We start from the raw sequence: 17,451 nt of genomic DNA, 5'->3' as shown, positions 1-17,451 counted from the left end.
TTATGGCAGTCAAGGTCCTGGTGGTGGATGATTCCGGTTTCTTCCGCCGCCGTGTCTCGGAAATTCTCTCGGCCGACCCGACGATCCAGGTCGTGGGCACCGCGACCAATGGCAAGGAAGCTATCGACCAGGCGCTGTCGCTCAAGCCCGATGTCATCACCATGGACTACGAAATGCCCATGATGGACGGCATCACTGCGGTGCGGCACATCATGCAGCGCTGCCCGACGCCGGTGTTGATGTTCTCCTCGCTGACCCATGAAGGCGCCCGCGTTACGCTGGATGCGCTGGATGCCGGTGCAGTGGACTACCTGCCGAAGAATTTCGAGGACATTTCGCGCAACCCGCAGAAGGTCCAGCAAATGCTGTGCGAGAAGGTTCACACCCTTGCACGCAGCAACCGCCGTTTCGGCGCCTATTCCAGCCCGGCGCCGGCCGCAGCGCCTGCACCGGCCAGCAGCCACGCCCCGGCCAGCAGCTTTGCCGGCAGCGCGCCTGCCCGCCCGGCCGCGCCGGTGCGCACCGCCGCGCCTGCGGCTGCCCATTCGCCAGCACCCAAGCGCAAGCCTTACAAACTGGTGGCCATCGGTACCTCCACCGGCGGCCCGGTCGCGCTGCAGCGCGTGCTCACCCAGCTGCCTGCCAGCTTCCCGGCGCCGATCGTGCTGATCCAGCACATGCCGGCGGCCTTTACCAAGGCCTTCGCCGAACGCCTGGACAAACTGTGCAAGATCAGCGTCAAGGAAGCCGAGGACGGCGACGTGCTGCGCCCGGGCCTGGCCCTGTTGGCGCCTGGCGGCAAGCAGATGATGGTCGACGGCCGTGGCACGGTGAAAATCCTGCCGGGTGACGAGCGCCTGAACTACAAGCCATGTGTCGACATCACCTTCGGCTCCGCCGCCAAGTCCTATGGCGACAAGGTGCTGTCGGTGGTGCTCACCGGCATGGGCGCCGATGGCCGCGAAGGCGCGCGCCTGCTCAAGCAGGGTGGCAGCACCGTATGGGCGCAGGATGAGGCCAGTTGCGTGATCTATGGCATGCCCATGGCGATCGTCAAGGCCAACCTCGCCGACGCGGTGTACAGCCTGGACGAGATCGGCAAGCACCTGGTCGAGGCGTGCGTCTGATGGATGTCTTGAGCCTGATCGGCCTGATCCTCGCTTTCGTCGCCATCGTTGGCGGTAACTTCCTCGAGGGTGGGCATGTCGGTGCGCTGCTCAACGGCCCGGCGGCGTTGATCGTGCTGGGCGGCACCCTGGCGGCGGCGCTGCTGCAGTCGCCGCTGTCGTCGTTCAAACGGGCGCTGCAGATCGTCCGCTGGATCTTCTTCCCGCCACGGGTGGACCTGGCCGGCGGTATCGACCGTGTCGTCAACTGGAGCCTGACCGCGCGCAAGGAAGGCCTGCTGGGCCTGGAAGGCGTGGCTGATGCCGAGCCCGACCCCTATGCGCGTAAAGGCCTGCAACTGCTGGTCGATGGTGCCGAGCCGGAAGCCATTCGCAGCGTCCTCGAGGTGGATTTCCTGACCCAGGAGTCCCGCGATATCCAGGCGGCCAAGGTGTTCGAGAGCATGGGCGGTTATGCGCCGACCATCGGTATCATCGGTGCGGTGATGGGCTTGATCCACGTGATGGGCAACCTGGCCGACCCTTCGCAGCTGGGTAACGGCATTGCCGTGGCGTTCGTCGCTACCATTTATGGTGTCGCCAGTGCCAACCTGATCCTGCTGCCGATCGCCAACAAGCTCAAGGCCGTCACCCTGCGCCAGTCGCGTTATCGCGAGATGCTGCTCGAGGGCCTGCTGTCGATCGCCGAAGGGGAGAACCCGCGTTCGATCGAACTCAAGCTGCAAGGCTTCATGGAGTAACCCATGGCCCGTCGTCGTCATACCGAGGAGCATGAAAACCACGAGCGCTGGCTGGTGTCGTACGCCGACTTCATCACCTTGCTGTTCGCTTTTTTCGTGGTCATGTACTCGATTTCCTCGATCAACGAGGGCAAGTACAAGCAGATCTCGCAGGCGCTGATCGGGGTGTTCAACGACCCCGAGCGCAGCATGAAGCCGATCCCCATCGGTGATGAGCGCCCGCTCACGGTCAAGCCGGCCGAGCCGCTGGTCAAGGACAGCGAGCAGACCGACGCCGGCCTGGCTCAGGCCAGTGTCGATCCGCTCAAGAGCATTGCCGACGATGTGCGCGATGCGTTCGGCGACCTGATCAAGTCCGACCAGATGACCGTGCGCGGCAACGAGCTGTGGATCGAGATCGAGCTCAACTCCTCGCTGCTGTTCGGCAGCGGTGACGCCATGCCCAGCGATGTTGCGTTCTCGATCGTCGAAAAGGTGGCGAAGATCCTCAAGCCGTTCGCCAACCCGGTGCACGTCGAAGGCTTTACCGACAACCTGCCGATCCGCACGGCGCAGTACCCGACCAACTGGGAGCTGTCTTCGGCGCGAGCGGCGAGCATCGTCCGCCTGCTGGCGATGGAAGGCGTCAACCCTGCGCGCATGGCCTCGGTGGGCTATGGCGAGTACCAGCCGGTGGCCGGCAACGACACCGCCGAAGGGCGCGCGCGCAACCGTCGGGTGGTGCTGGTGATTTCACGCAACCTCGAGGTGCGTCGCAGCCTGACCGGTAGCGGCAGTGCCAACGCCACGCCGGATGCGGCCTTGCGCCGGGCTGGCACACAAAGTGCACCAGTCACACCTGCAACGCTGACGGGGCAATGATTCGTCAATTCCCCGACGCTTACGGCCATACAGGTGAGTGGTCTTGCGCGGCCTCTGTAGGAGCGGGCTTGTCCCGCGAAACAGGCTGCGCGGTAGTGGCACCGGCTTCGCCGGTGTTCGCGGGTCAAGCCCGCTCCTACAGAGTCTCGCGCCAAATCAACGAGATAGAATTTGTCCTATGAGAGTCTGGGCAGTAGCCAATCAAAAGGGTGGCGTTGGCAAGACCACCACCACCATCGCCCTGGCCGGCCTGCTGGCCGAGGCGGGCAAGCGCGTGGTCGTTGTCGACCTCGACCCGCACGGCTCGATGACCAGCTATTTCGGGCACAACCCCGACGCGCTCGAGCACAGCTGTTACGACCTGTTCCTGCATAAAGGCACGGTGCCCGAAGGGCTGCCGGGCCAGTTGCTGCTGCCCACCAGCGACGAGCGTATCTCGCTGCTGCCGTCGAGCACCGCGCTGGCGGTGCTGGAGCGCCAGTCGCCGGGGCAGAGTGGCCTGGGCCTGGTGATCGCCAAGAGTCTGGCGCAGCTGTGGCAGGACTTCGACTTTGCCCTGATCGACAGCCCGCCGCTGCTCGGCGTGCTGATGGTCAATGCCCTGGCCGCCTGCCAGCAACTGGTGATCCCGGTGCAGACCGAGTTCCTTGCAGTCAAGGGCTTGGAGCGCATGGTCGGGACCCTGGCCATGGTCAACCGTTCGCGCAAGCAGGCATTGCCCTACCAAATCGTTCCAACCCTGTTCGACCGCCGCACCCAGGCATCGCTGGGCACTTTGAAAGTGCTGCGCGACACCTATGGCGAGCAGGTCTGGCAGGGCTACATCCCGGTTGACACGCGCCTGCGCGATGCCAGCCGCAATGGTGTCACGCCCTCGCAGTTCGACGGCAAGAGCCGTGGCGTCATTGCCTACCGGGCGCTGCTCAAACACCTGCTTACTTACCGCTCCGCGCTGCAGGTGGCCTGATGAACCAAGCCCGGCATATTGCCAGCAAACCGCAAATGGCCCTGCAGTCGTACCTTGATGGCCTGCTGCAGGAAGCCACCGAGTCGTTCGAGCTGCCAGAACCTGCGCCTGTCGCGCAGCAGGCCAGCCAGGCCCCCAGCGACGAATTCGAAGCGGCTGTTCGCGAAGAACAGGCCGCTGATGCCCGCCGCCAGGCCGAGCCGGCACCCGCAGCGCCGCGGCCTTTTGCCGAGCCGCAGGTGAAGGTGCTGCCGACCGTTCTGCCGCCGGCCCAGCCAGTGGTCAGCGTGGTCGAGCAAGACGTTCCGGCCGAGGCGCAGGCCGCCGAACCGGTCGCACCCTTGGTCGAGGTGCACCTGCCAGCACCCGCCGCGCCTGTGCCACCGGCCACGGTCGACGGCCGACCAGCCTGGGCGGCCGAACCGTTCGAATGCCTGCTGTTCGACGTCGCCGGCCTTACGCTGGCGGTGCCGCTGGTATGCCTGGGCTCGATCTACTCGCTGGCCGGTCAGGAACTGACGCCGCTGTTCGGCCAGCCCGACTGGTTCCTCGGCATCCTCAGCTGCCAGGCGGGCAACCTGAAGGTCCTCGATACCGCGCGTTGGGTCATGCCCGACCGCTACCGCGAGGACTTCCGCCAGGGCCTGCAGTACGTGATTTCGGTGCAGGGCTACGAATGGGGGCTGGCGGTACACCAGGTCAGCCGTTCGCTGCGCCTGGACCCGAACGAGATCAAGTGGCGCAGCCAGCGTGGCCAGCGCCCGTGGCTGGCCGGCACGGTGATCGAACACATGTGCGCGCTGCTCGACGTCGCCGAGCTGGCCGAGCTGATCGCCAGTGGCGCGGTCAAGCAGATGAATACCAAACACAACTGAATCAACGCCGCTACTGCCGCGGCTATACAGAGCACACCGCCGAAGGCGGATTGAGAGGGCTAGGGGAATGAAGAAGTCGTCTGCACAAGGTTCCGAAGATCCGATCCTGCAATGGGTTACTTTCCGTCTGGACAACGAGTCCTACGGCATCAACGTCATGCAGGTCCAGGAAGTGCTGCGCTACACCGAGATCGCTCCGGTGCCGGGCGCACCCAGCTACGTGCTGGGCATCATCAACCTGCGCGGCAACGTGGTGACGGTGATCGACACCCGCCAGCGCTTCGGCCTGATGCCCTCGGACATCACCGACAATACCCGCATCGTCATCATCGAGGCGGACAAGCAGGTGGTCGGTATCCTCGTCGACAGCGTCGCTGAAGTGGTGTACCTGCGTCAGTCGGAAATCGAGACTGCGCCGAACGTCGGCAACGAAGAATCGGCCAAGTTCATCCAGGGCGTCTGCAACAAGAACGGCGAGCTGCTGATCCTGGTCGAGCTGGACAAGATGATGACCGAGGAAGAGTGGTCCGAGCTGGAGAGCATCTGAGTTGATTTTCGAGGCTGCTGTCATCCTCCTGGCGCTGCTGTGGGCGCTGAGCCTGTGGTTCTTCCTCAATTACAGCAAGCGCCAGCGCGAGCTGGCGGCACAGCAGGCCCAGGGCGATGCGCTGCGTGATCAGCGCATCAAGGACCTGGGCAAGCGCCTGGACGACTACCAGAACGGTACCGTGCGCATGGGCGAGGCCATTCACGAACTGCGCGCGGTGGTCGCGCCGTTGCCGGAGAAGCTCCAGCAACTGGAACAACGCGACCCCAACAGCGTCACCTTCACGCAGGCCGCCAAGCTGGTAGGCATGGGGGCCAGTGTCGAGGAGCTCACGCAAACCTGCGGCCTGACCCAGGCCGAGGCCGAACTGATGCGCAAGCTGCACCACGGCGAGTGATCCACGCCGAGTCGCTATCGGGGGCGCGCAGCGGCCCCGACAGGCTTGAGTGACATCAGGTGGTGGCCCAGGAATGGCTGCCGCCGATCCTGACGATGCGGCCCAGTGGCAGCCACTGGTGCTGCAATTGGTTGAAGCGCTGCAGGTCGACGAAGTGCCCTGCGTTTACCCGGGGCATGCCATACAGGTTGGTGATCTGGCGCAGCGTGGCCTGCAGTGGCAGGTGCCGGTCGATTACGCTGTTGAGCATGGCCGGACCGGTCAACTTGTTCAGTCTCGTTGCATAGTCGTAGGCGGCCTGCGGGTCGACCTGTGGGTCGGGTCGGCTGTCATAGAAGCCCGGCTCCGCGGCAAACCTTGAATGCATTTCCTCCGAAATGGCCTCCAGCAGTGGGTTGCCCGGGTGGCTGCCGATCGGTGTGGTGTTGTACAGCAAGTGCATGCCGAGCTTTTCGTTGGAAACCGGTGGGTACAGCAGCAGGCCATCCCTGGGGGCGAGCAATTCGATCGAATCGATGGCCTCGCCCGGCTCGCCCCGTGGCTGGCCATTGATCATCAGCGGCCTGCCAGGTTCGCGCAGGGTGTCGTCCACGTCCAGGTACAGGCCGCCCTCGTGGTTGAGCAACGGATAACGCAGCACGTCCGAAGCAGAGGAAAAATTGGTGGCCACGCCACTGTTGCCGTCGATGGCCGCCTGGTACTGAGCGAAGTAGCGACTGCGTTGGAAGCTGGCGTAGAACGGCTGTTCTTCCAGGGTCATGACCTGGAGGGTCGGTGCGTGTTCGGCGAGCAGGCGCAGGTTCTCCCGGTAGGCTTCGGGCGTTGTGTTCGACAGGAACAACCGGTAGGCATACTGGCTTTCACTCAGGCGCGTGGCGTTCCTTCCGAGGTTGGTCAGCAGCGCTGGACTGATCACCTTGTCACCGACCCAGATGCTCGATACCTGTTTGGGGATCGGCTGCAGTGCCGTGGCGTCGATGGTGGGGTACTCGATCGGCAGGTGCAGGTCGATACCCAACGCACGCAACGTGCCCATGCGCATGGCGTCGGTGACCGGGCGGGTGCGCACATCGACTTCCATCAGGCGGTTGGTCTCTGGATCCGGTACATGGAAGTTAGGGTCCACATGGTTGAGTTCGTCCTCCCGGATGAACGCATCGAACTCCACGTCGTAGATCATTTCGGTGACATAGCCGTCGACCGTCGCATACAGGCTGTCGGGTGTGCCGTCGTAGCGCGGCGCGCGCGTAACCCTGCTGCTGACCAGTGGATCGGCGTCAGTCAGTGGGGCGATCGGTTCGGGGTTGTGAAAGTACTCGACTATTGCTTCAGGAAAGTGAGGCGGCGAGACCGGCCCCATGGGATAACCCAACTGGCCGTTGACCTGGCTGGGCATGACGAAGCGTTCGTCCTTGAAACTCAGCAGCAAGGGTGATTCCTGGGCGAGTTGGTGCAACAGGGGCGCGGCGTTGAGCAGGCCGAAGGCGGCCACTTGCACGCCCGCGGCCTGTTGCGCCTGGCTCTTGCCGTGGATGGCCTGATCCAGCCCGAGGCCGAATTGCGCCATGCCGCCGATGGCGAACAGCGGAGCCAGTTCCGGTACCACCAACGCCAGGGGCGCCAGGTAGTCGAGCGCCGACTTCAGGTAGCCGCGCCAGCGCGCCTTGAGCACTTCGTTTTGGTCGGTGACGATAAAGTCCGCGTCCTGATAGCTGCGACGTTTGTGGCGCTGGGCCAGCGCCAGGAACAGCTCGCCTGCGATGGGCGGGCTGTAGGTGTTGATCTTGTAGTTCACATAGTCCCGAGGCGCCCAATGGCCTTCTGTGGTGAACCCGGGGCGCTGAGGGTTCAGGTCGTTGCTGCGCGGGTATGCCGCCAGGCCGTCGAGGGCAGTCGCCAGGCCGCTGTAGCTCAGGCCGTCCGGCGTATCGGCCTGGGCGAAGTGTTCCATCAGCGCCTGGCGTTTTTGCAGGTCCTTGCACTGCTGCGCGAACCACTCCTTGAGCAGCGCCTCGTTGGCGAACTCATGCAGGGGCGAGGCGTTGCCGGGTATGTACAGCAGGGTCAGGCCGCTGGTCCTGTCCTTGAAGCAGAGCAGGTCGGTCGCGGTATAGCCATACACATTCAGTGGGCGGACCTGGACGCTGGAAGGGCGGGTGGTCACTCCGGCGGCCTGCCAGGCGAGGCGTACGCCGGCGCGGCTGAGGCTGCCTTGCGCTGCCTGCTTGTTGCAGGCAGCGAGGAAGTTGATCTGCGCGCTGACGCGATAGCTGTCCAGGTGGTTGGACCAATAGCTGTCCAGCAAGGCCTTGTAGCGGGTATGAAAATCCAGGTTCCAGATGAACCGCTGCAGGTCTTCGGCCGGCACATCGATATGGGTCTTGTGGCTGTATTCCTGGGGCTGCGAGCGTCGGAACAGGCCGTTGTACACTGCGTAGGCCGCGCCATTGCTGTACCACTCGCGCTCACGCAATTTTTCGACCAGGCGGATCTTGCCGGGAAAATGCCCGGCCCAGGGTTCACCGAACAATCCGCCAACCAGATTGTTGTTGGATTCGCCTTGCCAGTTCGACAGCATGGCCTGCGTCAGGCTCTGCTTCTGCACGACGATACCCTCCCAGCTGGCGTTGCTGCCTGACTGGTAGTGCAGGGTCACCACATCGACCTGGTCGGGGTCCAGATTCAGCTGGTGCTGGGCCGCCCAGTCCTTGATGGCATCGGCAGCGATGCGGTCGGGGCGAGGAAAGTGGCGCAGATGGTCGCGGACGTACTGCACACCCGCGTTGTTGACGATGGGAGTATTCAAGGTAGTGCACCTTAGCCGTTAACGAGTTGGCAAAGGTGGCAGGCGGCGGGGGCGCGCGGGCCCTACATAGTTATCGTCGCGGTTCGGGCAGGGCGAGTGTGGATGGGGAAATGTCCCGTTCGCCTGGCGGTGTGTCGTCGAAGCCGGCCGGCACCTTGCCGCGCAATTGCCAGGCGAAGGCGATGATCTCGGCGATGGTCAGATACAGCGCTTCGGGGATCTGCTCGCCCAGTTCCAGGCGCGCCAGCAGGCGTACCAGCTCGGCATTCTCGTAAATCGGCACTTCATGCTCGCGGGCCAGCGCGAGGATGGCTTCGGCCAGTTCGTCGTCGCCCTTGGCACTCAGAGTGGGGGCCTGCTGGCCGTCGTAGCTCAGGGCAATGGCCTGGCGTGGTTGCGGCTGCTTCATGCGTTCTCGTCCACCCAACGTTGTTCCAGGCGTGTGCGTGGGCCTTGCGGTGGCGTGCCGGGATGGCATTCCAGGTCGCCGACATCCAGGCCGCAGGCCAGCAGGCGTTCGCGCAGGGCGCCGAGCTGGCTGTCGATCAGCCGTGCCGTGCGCTCCTGCTCGGCCCAGAGCTGGCCCGACAGGCGCCCCTGGGACAGTTGAGCCTGGACTTGCAGGGGGCCAAGGGGGGCCAGATCGAAGGCCAGCTCGATGCGCCATAGTGCGGCCAGCGGATCACGCTGTTCGTGCTGTTCACGTTCACGGTCGGCTTGCTGCTGCGGGGTTTCCTCGCGTTGCAGCTTGACCTGCAGGGGGATGAACTCCTGGCCGTGGCGGATGGGGATTTCGGTCTGCCAGGTGGTCTGCAGGTTGCCGTTTTCCAGTTGGCCGGATTGCTGCAGGCTGGACAGCGCGTGGCTCTGCAGGCGCGACACGGCCCCGGCGGCCAGGCGCAGCAGTTGCTGCAGATCGCCTTCCTGCTCCAGCTTCTGCAGCAGGCGCGTGGGCAGCGGGAAGGGGCCCGACTGTGGGCGTGGGCTGACCTGGCCGAGCATGCCCAGTGCGCTGCGGGCAAAGCCAGGCAGCGCCTGGGCCAGGGAAGTGCTGGTCAGCATCGGGCTGAGTGGCGAGCTGGCCGGTGGCGGCGGCAACTGGGCAATCAGGCGCACCAGTTGGGCCTTGAGGTCGGGTGCCACGCCGCTGGCAAGCCCGCCGAGCAGCTTGGACTCCAGGAATGCGCCGCTGTTGCTGAGCGCCTGGGCGAGGCTCTTCGGTTCGCTCAGTTGGCGGGCGTCCGGCAGGCTGGCCAGCAGGCGCTCGGCGCTGGCGCGCAGTTCGACACCGGCGTCTGGCGAGCGGGCGATCTGCTGCAGGCCGCTGAGCAGCCCCGGCAGTGACGCCTGCTGCCCTTGCTGGGTGACCAGGTGCTGGGCGATCGCCAGTTGATCCTGACGGCCACTGAGGGGCACGAAACGCAGCGACTGGTCGCCTTGCACCTGGGCGCTGAGCAGGCTGCCGACCGGTAGTGGGCGTGGGCTGTCGATGGTCAGGGTGGCTCCGGCCTGGCTGCTGTTGAGCAGGCTCACCAGCGAACGGAAGCTGGCTGCTTCTCCGGGGGGCTGCGGCAATGCCTGACTGGTCAGCACTTTGCCTTGCAGCAAGGTGCCGACCGGCACCTGGCGGGTGTCGAGGCGGGTGAGGGTGGCGATATTGCTGGCGTTGGCCTGCTGCACCAGCACCGCGAGGCGGTTGCTGTCGGTTTGGCTGACGGTGATCAGGCTGCCCTGGGGCAGTGGCTGGCTGGCGCTGGCCTGTAGCTGGGTCTGGGTGCCGTTGGTCTGGGTCAAGCGCAGCAGAAGCTGGAATTCCTGGCCGACCTGGCGCAGTGACATGACTTCGGCGCGTGCTGTCTCGCCCGGTGCCAGCAGATCGGGCTGCGATTGCAGCAGGCGCAGCAGTTCACCGGTCATGGCGGCCCTGGTCGCCTGGGGGCTTGGCGCAGTTTGTGCGCCGAGACTATTGATTTCAGTCATGATTGTATACAACCTGTCGAACCCGCCCTCTTGGCAGCGGGACAGCGCGTGTAATAATGCCGGCCGCCCGCCTGCCAGTATAACGGCAGGGCAGGGGGCGACTTGAGACAAGGGTTCAAGACCGGTGTCGTCTGCTTCGCGGGTAAGCCCGCTCCCACAAGGATTGCGTTGGTCCTTGTGGGAGCGGGTTTACTCGCGAAGAGGCGGCGCAGATCATGAGCCCAATCTGAATAAGGCGAAACCGTGACCCTTCACCTCCAAGCCGCAGGCCTGGCCTGCGAGCGCGACTGGCGACTGCTGTTCGAGCACCTGGACTTCGAACTGCGCCCTGGCGACATGCTGCAGATCGCCGGCCCCAACGGCAGCGGCAAGACCAGCCTGTTGCGCCTGCTGGCCGGGTTGATGCAGCCCACCGCCGGGCAGATCCTGCTCGGCGGCCAGCCATTGGCCGAGCAGCGCCACGCCCTGGCCAGCATCCTCATCTGGATCGGGCACGCCGCCGGCATCAAGGACTTGCTCACCGCCGAAGAGAACCTCGCCTGGCTCTGCGCGCTGCACCAGCCGGCGGGCCGCGATGCCATCTGGCGCGCGCTGGAGGCCGTCGGCCTGCGCGGTTTCGAGGATGTGCCGTGCCATACCCTGTCAGCCGGCCAGCAACGGCGCGTGGCGCTGGCGCGGTTGTACCTGGACAGCCCGCCGCTGTGGATTCTCGACGAACCGTTCACCGCCCTCGACAAGCAGGGCGTCGCCCAGCTCGAGGCGCACCTGGCGGCGCATTGCGAACAAGGCGGCACGGTGGTGCTGACCACCCACCACAGCCTCGCGCACAAGCCTGCCGGTTACCGTGAACTTAACCTGGGGCAATGGGCGGCATGAGCGTATTCCTTCTGCTGTTGCGCCGCGAAGCGCGCCTGTTGTTCCGCCGTCCGGCGGAACTGGCCAACCCGCTGGTGTTCTTTGCCATAGTGGTCGCGCTGTTCCCCCTGGCGGTGGGCCCCGAGACGCAATTGTTGCAAACCTTGTCGCCGGGACTGGTCTGGGTCGCGGCGTTGCTGGCGGTGTTGCTGTCGCTGGACGGGCTGTTTCGCAGCGACTTCGAGGACGGCTCGCTGGAGCAGTGGGTGCTGTCGCCGCACCCACTGGCGTTACTGGTGCTGGCCAAGGTCCTGGCGCACTGGATCTTTTCCGGCCTGGCGCTGGTATTGTTGGCGCCACTGTTGGCGCTGATGCTCGGTTTGCCGGCCAGTTGCCTGCCGGTGCTGCTCGCTTCGCTGTTGCTGGGCACGCCGGTACTGAGCCTGCTGGGCGCGGTGGGGGCGGCGCTGACGGTCGGTCTCAAGCGCGGCGGTTTGCTGCTGGCGTTGCTGATTCTGCCGTTGTATATCCCTGTATTGATCCTGGGCAGTGGTGCGTTGCAGGCGGCGTTGCAGAATATGCCGGCCACCGGCCACCTGCTCTGGCTCGCCAGCCTGACGGCCCTGGCGGTGACACTGGCACCCTTTGCGATCGCCGCCGGCCTGAAGATCAGCGTCGGCGAATAACGAGTTCCGGGCATTGCAGCCTGGCCAACACCCTGGATGTACCCTGATGAAAATTAGCTGGACGTGGTTCCACAAGCTGGGTTCCCCCAAATGGTTCTATGCCATCAGCGGCCGCATGCTGCCGTGGCTGACCGTTTCCGCCATCCTGCTGCTGCTGGTGGGCATCACCTGGGGCCTGGCCTTCGCCCCCCAGGACTACCAGCAGGGCAACAGTTTCCGCATCATCTATATCCACGTGCCGGCAGCGATGCTGGCGCAGTCCTGCTACGTGCTGCTGGCGGTGGCCGGGGTGGTGGGGCTGGTGTGGAAGATGAAACTGGCCGACGTCGCCCTGCAATGCGCAGCGCCCATCGGCGCCTGGATGACCGCGGTGGCGCTGGTTACAGGCGCCATCTGGGGCAAGCCGACCTGGGGCAGCTGGTGGGTGTGGGACGCGCGCCTGACCTCGATGCTGATCCTGCTGTTCCTGTACTTCGGCATCATCGCCCTGGGCCAGGCCATCAGTAACCGCGACAGCGCGGCCAAGGCCTGCGCGGTGCTGGCCATCGTCGGCGTGATCAACATCCCGATCATCAAGTACTCGGTGGAGTGGTGGAACACCCTGCACCAGGGCGCCACCTTCACCCTCACCGAAAAACCGGCGATGCCGGTGGAGATGTGGCTGCCGTTGCTGCTCACGGCGCTGGGTTTCTACTGCTTCTTCGGCGTGGTGCTGTTGCTGCGCATGCGCCTCGAAGTGCTCAAGCGCGAAGCCCGCGCCAGTTGGGTCAAGGATGAGGTAATGAACAGCCTGGGCCGGGGGGCAGCACGATGAGCTTCGCCTCGTTCAATGATTTCCTCGCCATGGGCCACCATGGCCTGTACGTCTGGTCGGCCTACGGCATCTGCCTGGCGGTGCTGGCGCTGAATGTCGCCGCGCCCCTGCTGGCCCGCCGTCGCTACCTGCAAGAAGAGGCGCGCCGTCTGCGCCGGGAGAGCAAACCGTGAATCCGCAGCGCAAGAAACGCCTGTTCATCATCCTCGGCCTGCTGGCCGGTGTCGGCGTGGCCGTGGGCTTTGCCCTGAGTGCCCTGCAGCAGAACATCAACCTGTTCTATACCCCCACGCAGATCGCCAACGGCGAAGCGCCGCTGGACACCCGCATCCGCGCCGGCGGCATGGTCGAGAAGGGCTCGGTGCAGCGCTCGGCGGACTCGCTGGACGTGCGCTTCGTGGTCACCGACTACGCCAAGTCCGTGCCGATCACCTACCGCGGCATCCTCCCCGACCTGTTCCGCGAAGGGCAGGGCATCGTCGCGCTGGGCAAGCTCAACGCCGACGGCGTGGTGGTGGCTGACGAGGTGCTGGCCAAGCACGACGAGAAATACATGCCGCCGGAAGTCAGCAAGGCCCTGAAAGAAAGCGGCCAGGCGGAGGCCAAGCCATGAACGCGGCCCTGGTGATCCCCGAACTCGGCCAGTTGGCGATGATCCTGGCGATCTGCTTCGCGGTCGTGCAGGCCACGGTGCCCTTGCTTGGCGCCTGGCGCGGCGACAGCCTGTGGATGAGCCTGGCGCGCCCGGCGGCCTGGGGGCAGTTTGCCTTCCTTGCCTTCGCCTTCGCCTGCCTGACCCACGCCTTCATGACCGACAACTTCTCGGTCGCCTATGTGGCCAGCAACTCCAACAGCGCCTTGCCCTGGTACTACAAGTTCAGCGCCGTGTGGGGCGCCCACGAGGGCTCGCTGCTGCTGTGGGCGCTGATCCTCGGTGGCTGGACCTTCGCCGTGTCGATCTTCTCGCGCCAACTGCCGCAGGTGATGCTGGCCCGGGTGCTGGCGGTGATGGGCATGATCAGCGTCGGCTTCCTGAGCTTTTTGATCATCACATCCAACCCGTTCGCGCGCCTGTTGCCGCAGGTGCCAGGCGACGGTCGCGACCTCAACCCGCTGCTGCAGGACTTCGGCCTGATCGTCCACCCGCCGATGCTGTACATGGGCTATGTGGGCTTCTCGGTAGCCTTCGCCTTCGCCATTGCCGCGCTGCTCGGCGGGCGCCTGGACGCTGCCTGGGCGCGCTGGTCGCGGCCCTGGACCATCGTGGCCTGGGCCTTCCTCGGGGTGGGCATCACCCTCGGCTCGTGGTGGGCCTACTACGAACTGGGTTGGGGCGGCTGGTGGTTCTGGGACCCGGTGGAAAACGCCTCGTTCATGCCCTGGCTGGTGGGCACGGCGCTGATCCATTCGCTGGCGGTCACCGAAAAGCGCGGCGTGTTCAAGAGCTGGACCGTGCTGCTGGCCATCGCGGCGTTCTCGCTGAGCCTGCTGGGCACCTTCCTGGTCCGTTCCGGCGTGCTGACGTCGGTGCACGCGTTCGCCGCCGACCCGTCGCGCGGCATCTTCATCCTGATCTTCCTGCTATTCGTGGTCGGTGGCTCGCTCACCTTGTTCGCCCTGCGCGCACCGGTGGTCAAGAGCCAGGTCGGTTTTGCCCTGTGGTCGCGGGAAACCCTGCTGCTGGCCAACAACCTGGTACTGGTGGTGGCGGCCTCGATGATCCTGCTCGGCACCCTCTACCCGCTGGTGCTCGATGCCCTGACCGGGGCCAAGCTGTCGGTCGGCCCGCCTTACTTCGATGCCTTGTTCCTGCCGCTGATGGCGCTGCTGATGCTGGTGCTGGGCGTGGGTGTGGTGGTGCGCTGGAAGGACACCCCCGGCAAATGGCTGGCGAGCATGATGACCCCGGTGCTGATCGGCAGCGCCGTGCTGGCACCGCTGGCCGGGTTGCTGGTCGATGACTTCGACTGGCCGGCCCTGAGTGTATTCGCCCTGGCTGCCTGGGTGGTCCTCAGCGGCGTACGCGACATTCTCGACAAGACCCGCCACAAGGGCTTGTTCAAAGGCCTTGGCGGCCTTGGTCGCAGCTACTGGGGCATGCAGCTGGCCCACCTCGGCCTGGTGGTGTGCGCCCTGGGCGTGGTGCTGTCGAGCAACAACAGCGCCGAGCGCGACCTGCGCATGGCGCCGGGCGAGACGGTCGAGCTGGGCGGCTACCACTTCCTGTTCGAAGGCGCCAAGCACTTCGAGGGCCCGAACTTCATCTCCGACAAGGGCACCGTGCGGGTTTCCCGCGAGGGCCGTGAAGTCTCGGTACTGCACCCGGAAAAACGCCTGTACACCGTGCAGCAGTCGATGATGACCGAGGCCGGCATCGATGCCGGCTTTACCCGCGACTTGTATGTCGCCCTGGGCGAACCGCTGGAAAACGGCGCCTGGGCGGTGCGGGTGCATATCAAACCCTATGTCCGCTGGATCTGGCTGGGCGGTCTGCTGACCGGCCTGGGCGGTTTGCTGGCGGCCTTCGACCGACGCTACCGCGTCAAGGTCAAGACCCGGGTGCGTGAGGCCCTGGGCGTGTCTGGAGCAACTGCATGAAGCGTTGGGTCATGGTGGTGCCACTGGCGGTGTTCCTGCTGGTGGCGGTGTTTCTTTACAAAGGGCTGTTCCTCAAGCCCGACGAGCTGCCCTCGGCGATGATCGGCAAGCCGTTCCCGGCCTTCTCGCTGGGCACTGTGCAGGGCGACCGCACGCTGACCCAGGCCGACTTGCTCGGCCGTCCGGCGCTGGTCAACGTGTGGGGCACCTGGTGCCCGTCGTGCAAGGTCGAGCACCCTTACCTCAACCAGCTGGCCGAGCAGGGTGTGGTGATCCACGGGGTCAACTACAAGGACGACAACGCCGCCGCGTTGAAATGGCTGGCCGAGTTCCACAACCCCTACCAGCTCAATATCGCCGACCCGCAAGGCTCGCTGGGCCTGGACCTGGGGGTGTACGGCGCGCCGGAAACCTTCCTGGTCGATGCCAAGGGCATCATCCGCTACAAGCACGTCGGTGTGGTCGATGCCACGGTGTGGCGCGAGCAGCTGGCGCCGCTGTACCAGGGCCTGGTCGATGAGGCCAGGCCATGAAGCGCTGGTTAGCCGCCGCCGTGCTGGGTTTGAGCCTGGCCGGCGCCGCCAGGGCAGCCATCGACACCTACCAGTTTCGCGACGAAGCCGAGCGTGAGCGCTACCAGCAGCTGACCAAGGAACTGCGCTGCCCCAAGTGCCAGAACCAGGACATCGCCGACTCCAACGCGCCGATTGCCGCCGACCTGCGCCGCGAGATCTTCCGCATGCTGGGCGAGAACAAGAGCAATCAGCAGATCGTCGACTTCATGGTCGATCGCTATGGCGACTTCGTGCGTTACAAGCCAGCGCTCAGTGGGCGCACCTTCCTGCTCTGGTTCGGCCCGGGCATCCTGCTGGCTGGCGGTTTCGTGGTGCTGGCGCTGATCGTGCGCCGCCGCCGTGGCCAAGCCGCGGCCGGCCCCGCCGAATTGTCTGCCGACGAACGCGAGCGTCTCGCCAAACTGCTGGAAAAAGACCGTACCCATGACTGAATTCTGGCTTAGCGCGGGCCTGCTGCTGCTCGCCGCCCTGGCATTTCTGCTGCTCCCGATCCTGCGTGGCCGCCGTCGCCAGCAGGCCGAGCAGGACCGTACCGCACTCAACGTGGCGCTGTTCGAAGAACGCGTCGCCGAGCTGGCTGCCCAGCAGCAGGCTGGGGTGCTCGACGCCGAACAACTGGCCAAGGGCCGCGACGAAGCGGCCCGCGAGCTGCTGGCCGACACCGAGCGCGACGGCGCCGCCCGCCAGGGCCACCTGGGCAAGGCCATCCCGCTGCTGGCGGCGGTGCTGGTGCCCGCCATGGCGCTGGGGCTGTACCTGCACTTCGGCGCCGCCGACAAGGTCGAGCTGACCCAGGAGTTCGCCAAGGCGCCGCAATCCATGCAGGAAATGACCTCGCGCCTGGAACGGGCGGTGCAGGCCCAGCCGGACTCGGCCGAGGCCCTGTACATGCTGGGCCGCACCTATATGGCCGATCAGCGCCCGGCGGATGCCGCCAAGGCCTTCGAGCGCGCAGTGTCCCTGGCCGGGCGCCAGCCGGAACTGCTCGGGCAATGGGCCCAGGCGCTGTACTTCGCCGCCGACAAGCAGTGGAGCCCGCAGTTGCAAGCGCTGACCGAGGAGGCCTTGAAGGCCGACCCGCAGGAAGTCACCAGCCTTGGTCTGCGCGGTATTGCCGCGTTCGAGGGGCAGCGTTACCAGGAAGCCATCGGCTTCTGGCAGCGCCTGCTGGCGCAGCTGCCCGAGGGCGATGCCTCGCGTGCCGCGCTGCAGGGCGGCATCGACCGCGCCGCAGACAAGCTCAAGGCTGGCGGCGGCAAGGTCGAGCAAAGCGCACGTCTGAAAGTGCGGGTAGAACTGGCCGCCACGCTCAAGGACAAGGTGCGCCCGGACGACACCGTGTTTATCTTCGCCCGCGCCAGCAATGGCCCGCCCATGCCGCTGGCGGCCAAGCGGGTGACCGTGGCGCAGTTGCCGATCGAGGTGGAGCTGTCGGACGCCGACGCGATGATGCCGCAGATGAAACTGTCGGACTACGCTGAAGTCCAACTGGTTGCCCGTGTCTCCCGTGCCGGCCAGCCGACCCAGGGTGAATGGAAGGGCCAGAGTGCCCCGCTGGCCACCGGCACACAGGCCACCCAGCACCTGACCATCGACAGCCCCGATTCATAAGAGAGCAGCGCC

At 65.5% G+C, this 17,451-nt stretch carries 19 protein-coding genes; 16 read left to right on the top strand and 3 right to left on the bottom strand.

Annotation, left to right across the window (positions count from 1 at the left end; translation table 11 throughout):
• The first annotated feature begins 2 nt into the window (after nt 1–2).
• From ABE459_RS14620 to ABE459_RS14590, 7 genes are all read left to right on the top strand, one after another.
• A complete protein-coding gene (locus ABE459_RS14620) occupies nt 3–1,127 on the top strand; it encodes a chemotaxis response regulator protein-glutamate methylesterase (RefSeq protein ID WP_125463295.1) in 1,125 nt (374 codons plus the stop codon).
• Nucleotides 1,127–1,867, top strand: a complete 741-nt coding sequence (locus tag ABE459_RS14615; RefSeq protein ID WP_110995272.1) for a flagellar motor protein — start codon at nt 1,127–1,129, stop codon at nt 1,865–1,867. Before ABE459_RS14620 ends, ABE459_RS14615 begins: the two co-directional genes overlap by 1 nt.
• Nucleotides 1,868–1,870: 3 nt before the next feature.
• The gene (gene motD / locus ABE459_RS14610) at nt 1,871–2,728 is read left to right on the top strand and encodes a flagellar motor protein MotD (protein WP_153788578.1); all 858 of its coding nucleotides are present in this window, start codon (nt 1,871–1,873) and stop codon (nt 2,726–2,728) included.
• A 178-nt stretch (nt 2,729–2,906) separates the two neighbouring features.
• On the top strand, nt 2,907–3,695 hold the full coding sequence (locus ABE459_RS14605) for a ParA family protein (RefSeq protein WP_110995274.1): 789 nt from the start codon (nt 2,907–2,909) through the stop codon (nt 3,693–3,695).
• Nucleotides 3,695–4,570, top strand: a complete 876-nt coding sequence (locus ABE459_RS14600) for a CheW domain-containing protein (RefSeq protein ID WP_323831169.1) — start codon at nt 3,695–3,697, stop codon at nt 4,568–4,570. Before ABE459_RS14605 ends, ABE459_RS14600 begins: the two co-directional genes overlap by 1 nt.
• Nucleotides 4,571–4,637: 67 nt before the next feature.
• Nucleotides 4,638–5,117: a chemotaxis protein CheW gene (locus tag ABE459_RS14595; RefSeq protein ID WP_110995276.1), complete on the top strand. Its 480-nt coding sequence runs from the start codon at nt 4,638–4,640 to the stop codon at nt 5,115–5,117.
• A 1-nt stretch (nt 5,118) separates the two neighbouring features.
• On the top strand, nt 5,119–5,514 hold the full coding sequence (locus ABE459_RS14590) for a DUF2802 domain-containing protein (protein WP_110995277.1): 396 nt from the start codon (nt 5,119–5,121) through the stop codon (nt 5,512–5,514).
• Nucleotides 5,515–5,569: 55 nt separating this feature from the next.
• Here ABE459_RS14590 and ABE459_RS14585 read toward each other — a convergent pair whose 3' ends face one another.
• The 3 genes from ABE459_RS14585 to ABE459_RS14575 form a co-directional block, all read right to left on the bottom strand.
• On the bottom strand, nt 5,570–8,320 hold the full coding sequence (locus ABE459_RS14585) for a DUF6543 domain-containing protein (RefSeq protein WP_323831170.1): 2,751 nt from the start codon (nt 8,318–8,320) through the stop codon (nt 5,570–5,572).
• 70 nt (nt 8,321–8,390) lie between these two features.
• Nucleotides 8,391–8,729, bottom strand: coding sequence for an EscU/YscU/HrcU family type III secretion system export apparatus switch protein (locus ABE459_RS14580; protein WP_323831171.1), 339 nt, complete (start codon nt 8,727–8,729; stop codon nt 8,391–8,393).
• Complete coding sequence (locus ABE459_RS14575) at nt 8,726–10,300, bottom strand: flagellar hook-length control protein FliK (protein ID WP_346648049.1); 1,575 nt, start codon at nt 10,298–10,300, stop codon at nt 8,726–8,728. Before ABE459_RS14575 ends, ABE459_RS14580 begins: the two co-directional genes overlap by 4 nt.
• Before the next feature lie 243 nt (nt 10,301–10,543).
• Between ABE459_RS14575 and ccmA the strand changes: the two genes are divergently transcribed.
• The 9 genes from ccmA to ccmI are packed head-to-tail and all read left to right on the top strand — an operon-like array spanning nt 10,544 to nt 17,439.
• Nucleotides 10,544–11,176, top strand: a complete 633-nt coding sequence (gene ccmA, locus ABE459_RS14570) for a cytochrome c biogenesis heme-transporting ATPase CcmA (RefSeq protein WP_125463301.1) — start codon at nt 10,544–10,546, stop codon at nt 11,174–11,176.
• The gene (gene ccmB, locus ABE459_RS14565; protein ID WP_110995309.1) at nt 11,173–11,841 is read left to right on the top strand and encodes a heme exporter protein CcmB; all 669 of its coding nucleotides are present in this window, start codon (nt 11,173–11,175) and stop codon (nt 11,839–11,841) included. Before ccmA ends, ccmB begins: the two co-directional genes overlap by 4 nt.
• Before the next feature lie 46 nt (nt 11,842–11,887).
• Nucleotides 11,888–12,655, top strand: a complete 768-nt coding sequence (locus ABE459_RS14560; protein WP_110995282.1) for a heme ABC transporter permease — start codon at nt 11,888–11,890, stop codon at nt 12,653–12,655.
• Nucleotides 12,652–12,828 (top strand): heme exporter protein CcmD, encoded by a 177-nt coding sequence (gene ccmD, locus ABE459_RS14555; protein WP_110995283.1) that lies wholly within the window; start codon nt 12,652–12,654, stop codon nt 12,826–12,828. The genes ABE459_RS14560 and ccmD overlap by 4 nt, the downstream gene beginning before the upstream one ends.
• Nucleotides 12,825–13,268, top strand: a complete 444-nt coding sequence (gene ccmE, locus ABE459_RS14550; protein WP_110995284.1) for a cytochrome c maturation protein CcmE — start codon at nt 12,825–12,827, stop codon at nt 13,266–13,268. Before ccmD ends, ccmE begins: the two co-directional genes overlap by 4 nt.
• An 11-nt stretch (nt 13,269–13,279) precedes the next feature.
• Nucleotides 13,280–15,253, top strand: a complete 1,974-nt coding sequence (locus ABE459_RS14545; RefSeq protein ID WP_323831202.1) for a heme lyase CcmF/NrfE family subunit — start codon at nt 13,280–13,282, stop codon at nt 15,251–15,253.
• A complete protein-coding gene (locus tag ABE459_RS14540; protein WP_125463303.1) occupies nt 15,250–15,786 on the top strand; it encodes a DsbE family thiol:disulfide interchange protein in 537 nt (178 codons plus the stop codon). Before ABE459_RS14545 ends, ABE459_RS14540 begins: the two co-directional genes overlap by 4 nt.
• Nucleotides 15,783–16,259 carry a cytochrome c-type biogenesis protein gene (locus ABE459_RS14535; RefSeq protein ID WP_110995287.1) on the top strand — a complete coding sequence of 159 codons (477 nt, stop codon included), beginning with the start codon at nt 15,783–15,785 and terminating at the stop codon, nt 16,257–16,259. The genes ABE459_RS14540 and ABE459_RS14535 overlap by 4 nt, the downstream gene beginning before the upstream one ends.
• A complete protein-coding gene (gene ccmI, locus ABE459_RS14530; RefSeq protein WP_323831173.1) occupies nt 16,252–17,439 on the top strand; it encodes a c-type cytochrome biogenesis protein CcmI in 1,188 nt (395 codons plus the stop codon). Before ABE459_RS14535 ends, ccmI begins: the two co-directional genes overlap by 8 nt.
• Nucleotides 17,440–17,451 lie beyond the last annotated feature (12 nt).

This window comes from Pseudomonas sp. TWI923, from assembly GCF_039673365.1.
GTDB lineage: Bacteria > Pseudomonadota > Gammaproteobacteria > Pseudomonadales > Pseudomonadaceae > Aquipseudomonas > Aquipseudomonas sichuanensis.
This window is presented reverse-complemented; position numbering and strand designations above follow the sequence as displayed.

Excerpts from the sequence above, each read along its gene's own strand:
- ABE459_RS14560 (WP_110995282.1), top strand. The coding sequence starts at position 11,888 with ATGAAAATTAGCTGGACGTGGTTCCACAAGCTGGGTTCCCCCAAATGG.
- ABE459_RS14540 (WP_125463303.1), top strand. The coding sequence starts at position 15,250 with ATGAAGCGTTGGGTCATGGTGGTGCCACTGGCGGTGTTCCTGCTGGTG.
- ABE459_RS14615 (WP_110995272.1), top strand. The coding sequence starts at position 1,127 with ATGGATGTCTTGAGCCTGATCGGCCTGATCCTCGCTTTCGTCGCCATC.
- ABE459_RS14620 (WP_125463295.1), top strand. The coding sequence starts at position 3 with ATGGCAGTCAAGGTCCTGGTGGTGGATGATTCCGGTTTCTTCCGCCGC.
- ABE459_RS14595 (WP_110995276.1), top strand. The coding sequence starts at position 4,638 with ATGAAGAAGTCGTCTGCACAAGGTTCCGAAGATCCGATCCTGCAATGG.
- ccmB (WP_110995309.1), top strand. The coding sequence starts at position 11,173 with ATGAGCGTATTCCTTCTGCTGTTGCGCCGCGAAGCGCGCCTGTTGTTC.
- ccmD (WP_110995283.1), top strand. The coding sequence starts at position 12,652 with ATGAGCTTCGCCTCGTTCAATGATTTCCTCGCCATGGGCCACCATGGC.
- ABE459_RS14575 (WP_346648049.1), bottom strand. The coding sequence starts at position 10,300 with ATGACTGAAATCAATAGTCTCGGCGCACAAACTGCGCCAAGCCCCCAG.
- ABE459_RS14535 (WP_110995287.1), top strand. The coding sequence starts at position 15,783 with ATGAAGCGCTGGTTAGCCGCCGCCGTGCTGGGTTTGAGCCTGGCCGGC.
- ABE459_RS14605 (WP_110995274.1), top strand. The coding sequence starts at position 2,907 with ATGAGAGTCTGGGCAGTAGCCAATCAAAAGGGTGGCGTTGGCAAGACC.
- ccmI (WP_323831173.1), top strand. The coding sequence starts at position 16,252 with ATGACTGAATTCTGGCTTAGCGCGGGCCTGCTGCTGCTCGCCGCCCTG.
- ABE459_RS14600 (WP_323831169.1), top strand. The coding sequence starts at position 3,695 with ATGAACCAAGCCCGGCATATTGCCAGCAAACCGCAAATGGCCCTGCAG.
- motD (WP_153788578.1), top strand. The coding sequence starts at position 1,871 with ATGGCCCGTCGTCGTCATACCGAGGAGCATGAAAACCACGAGCGCTGG.
- ABE459_RS14580 (WP_323831171.1), bottom strand. The coding sequence starts at position 8,729 with ATGAAGCAGCCGCAACCACGCCAGGCCATTGCCCTGAGCTACGACGGC.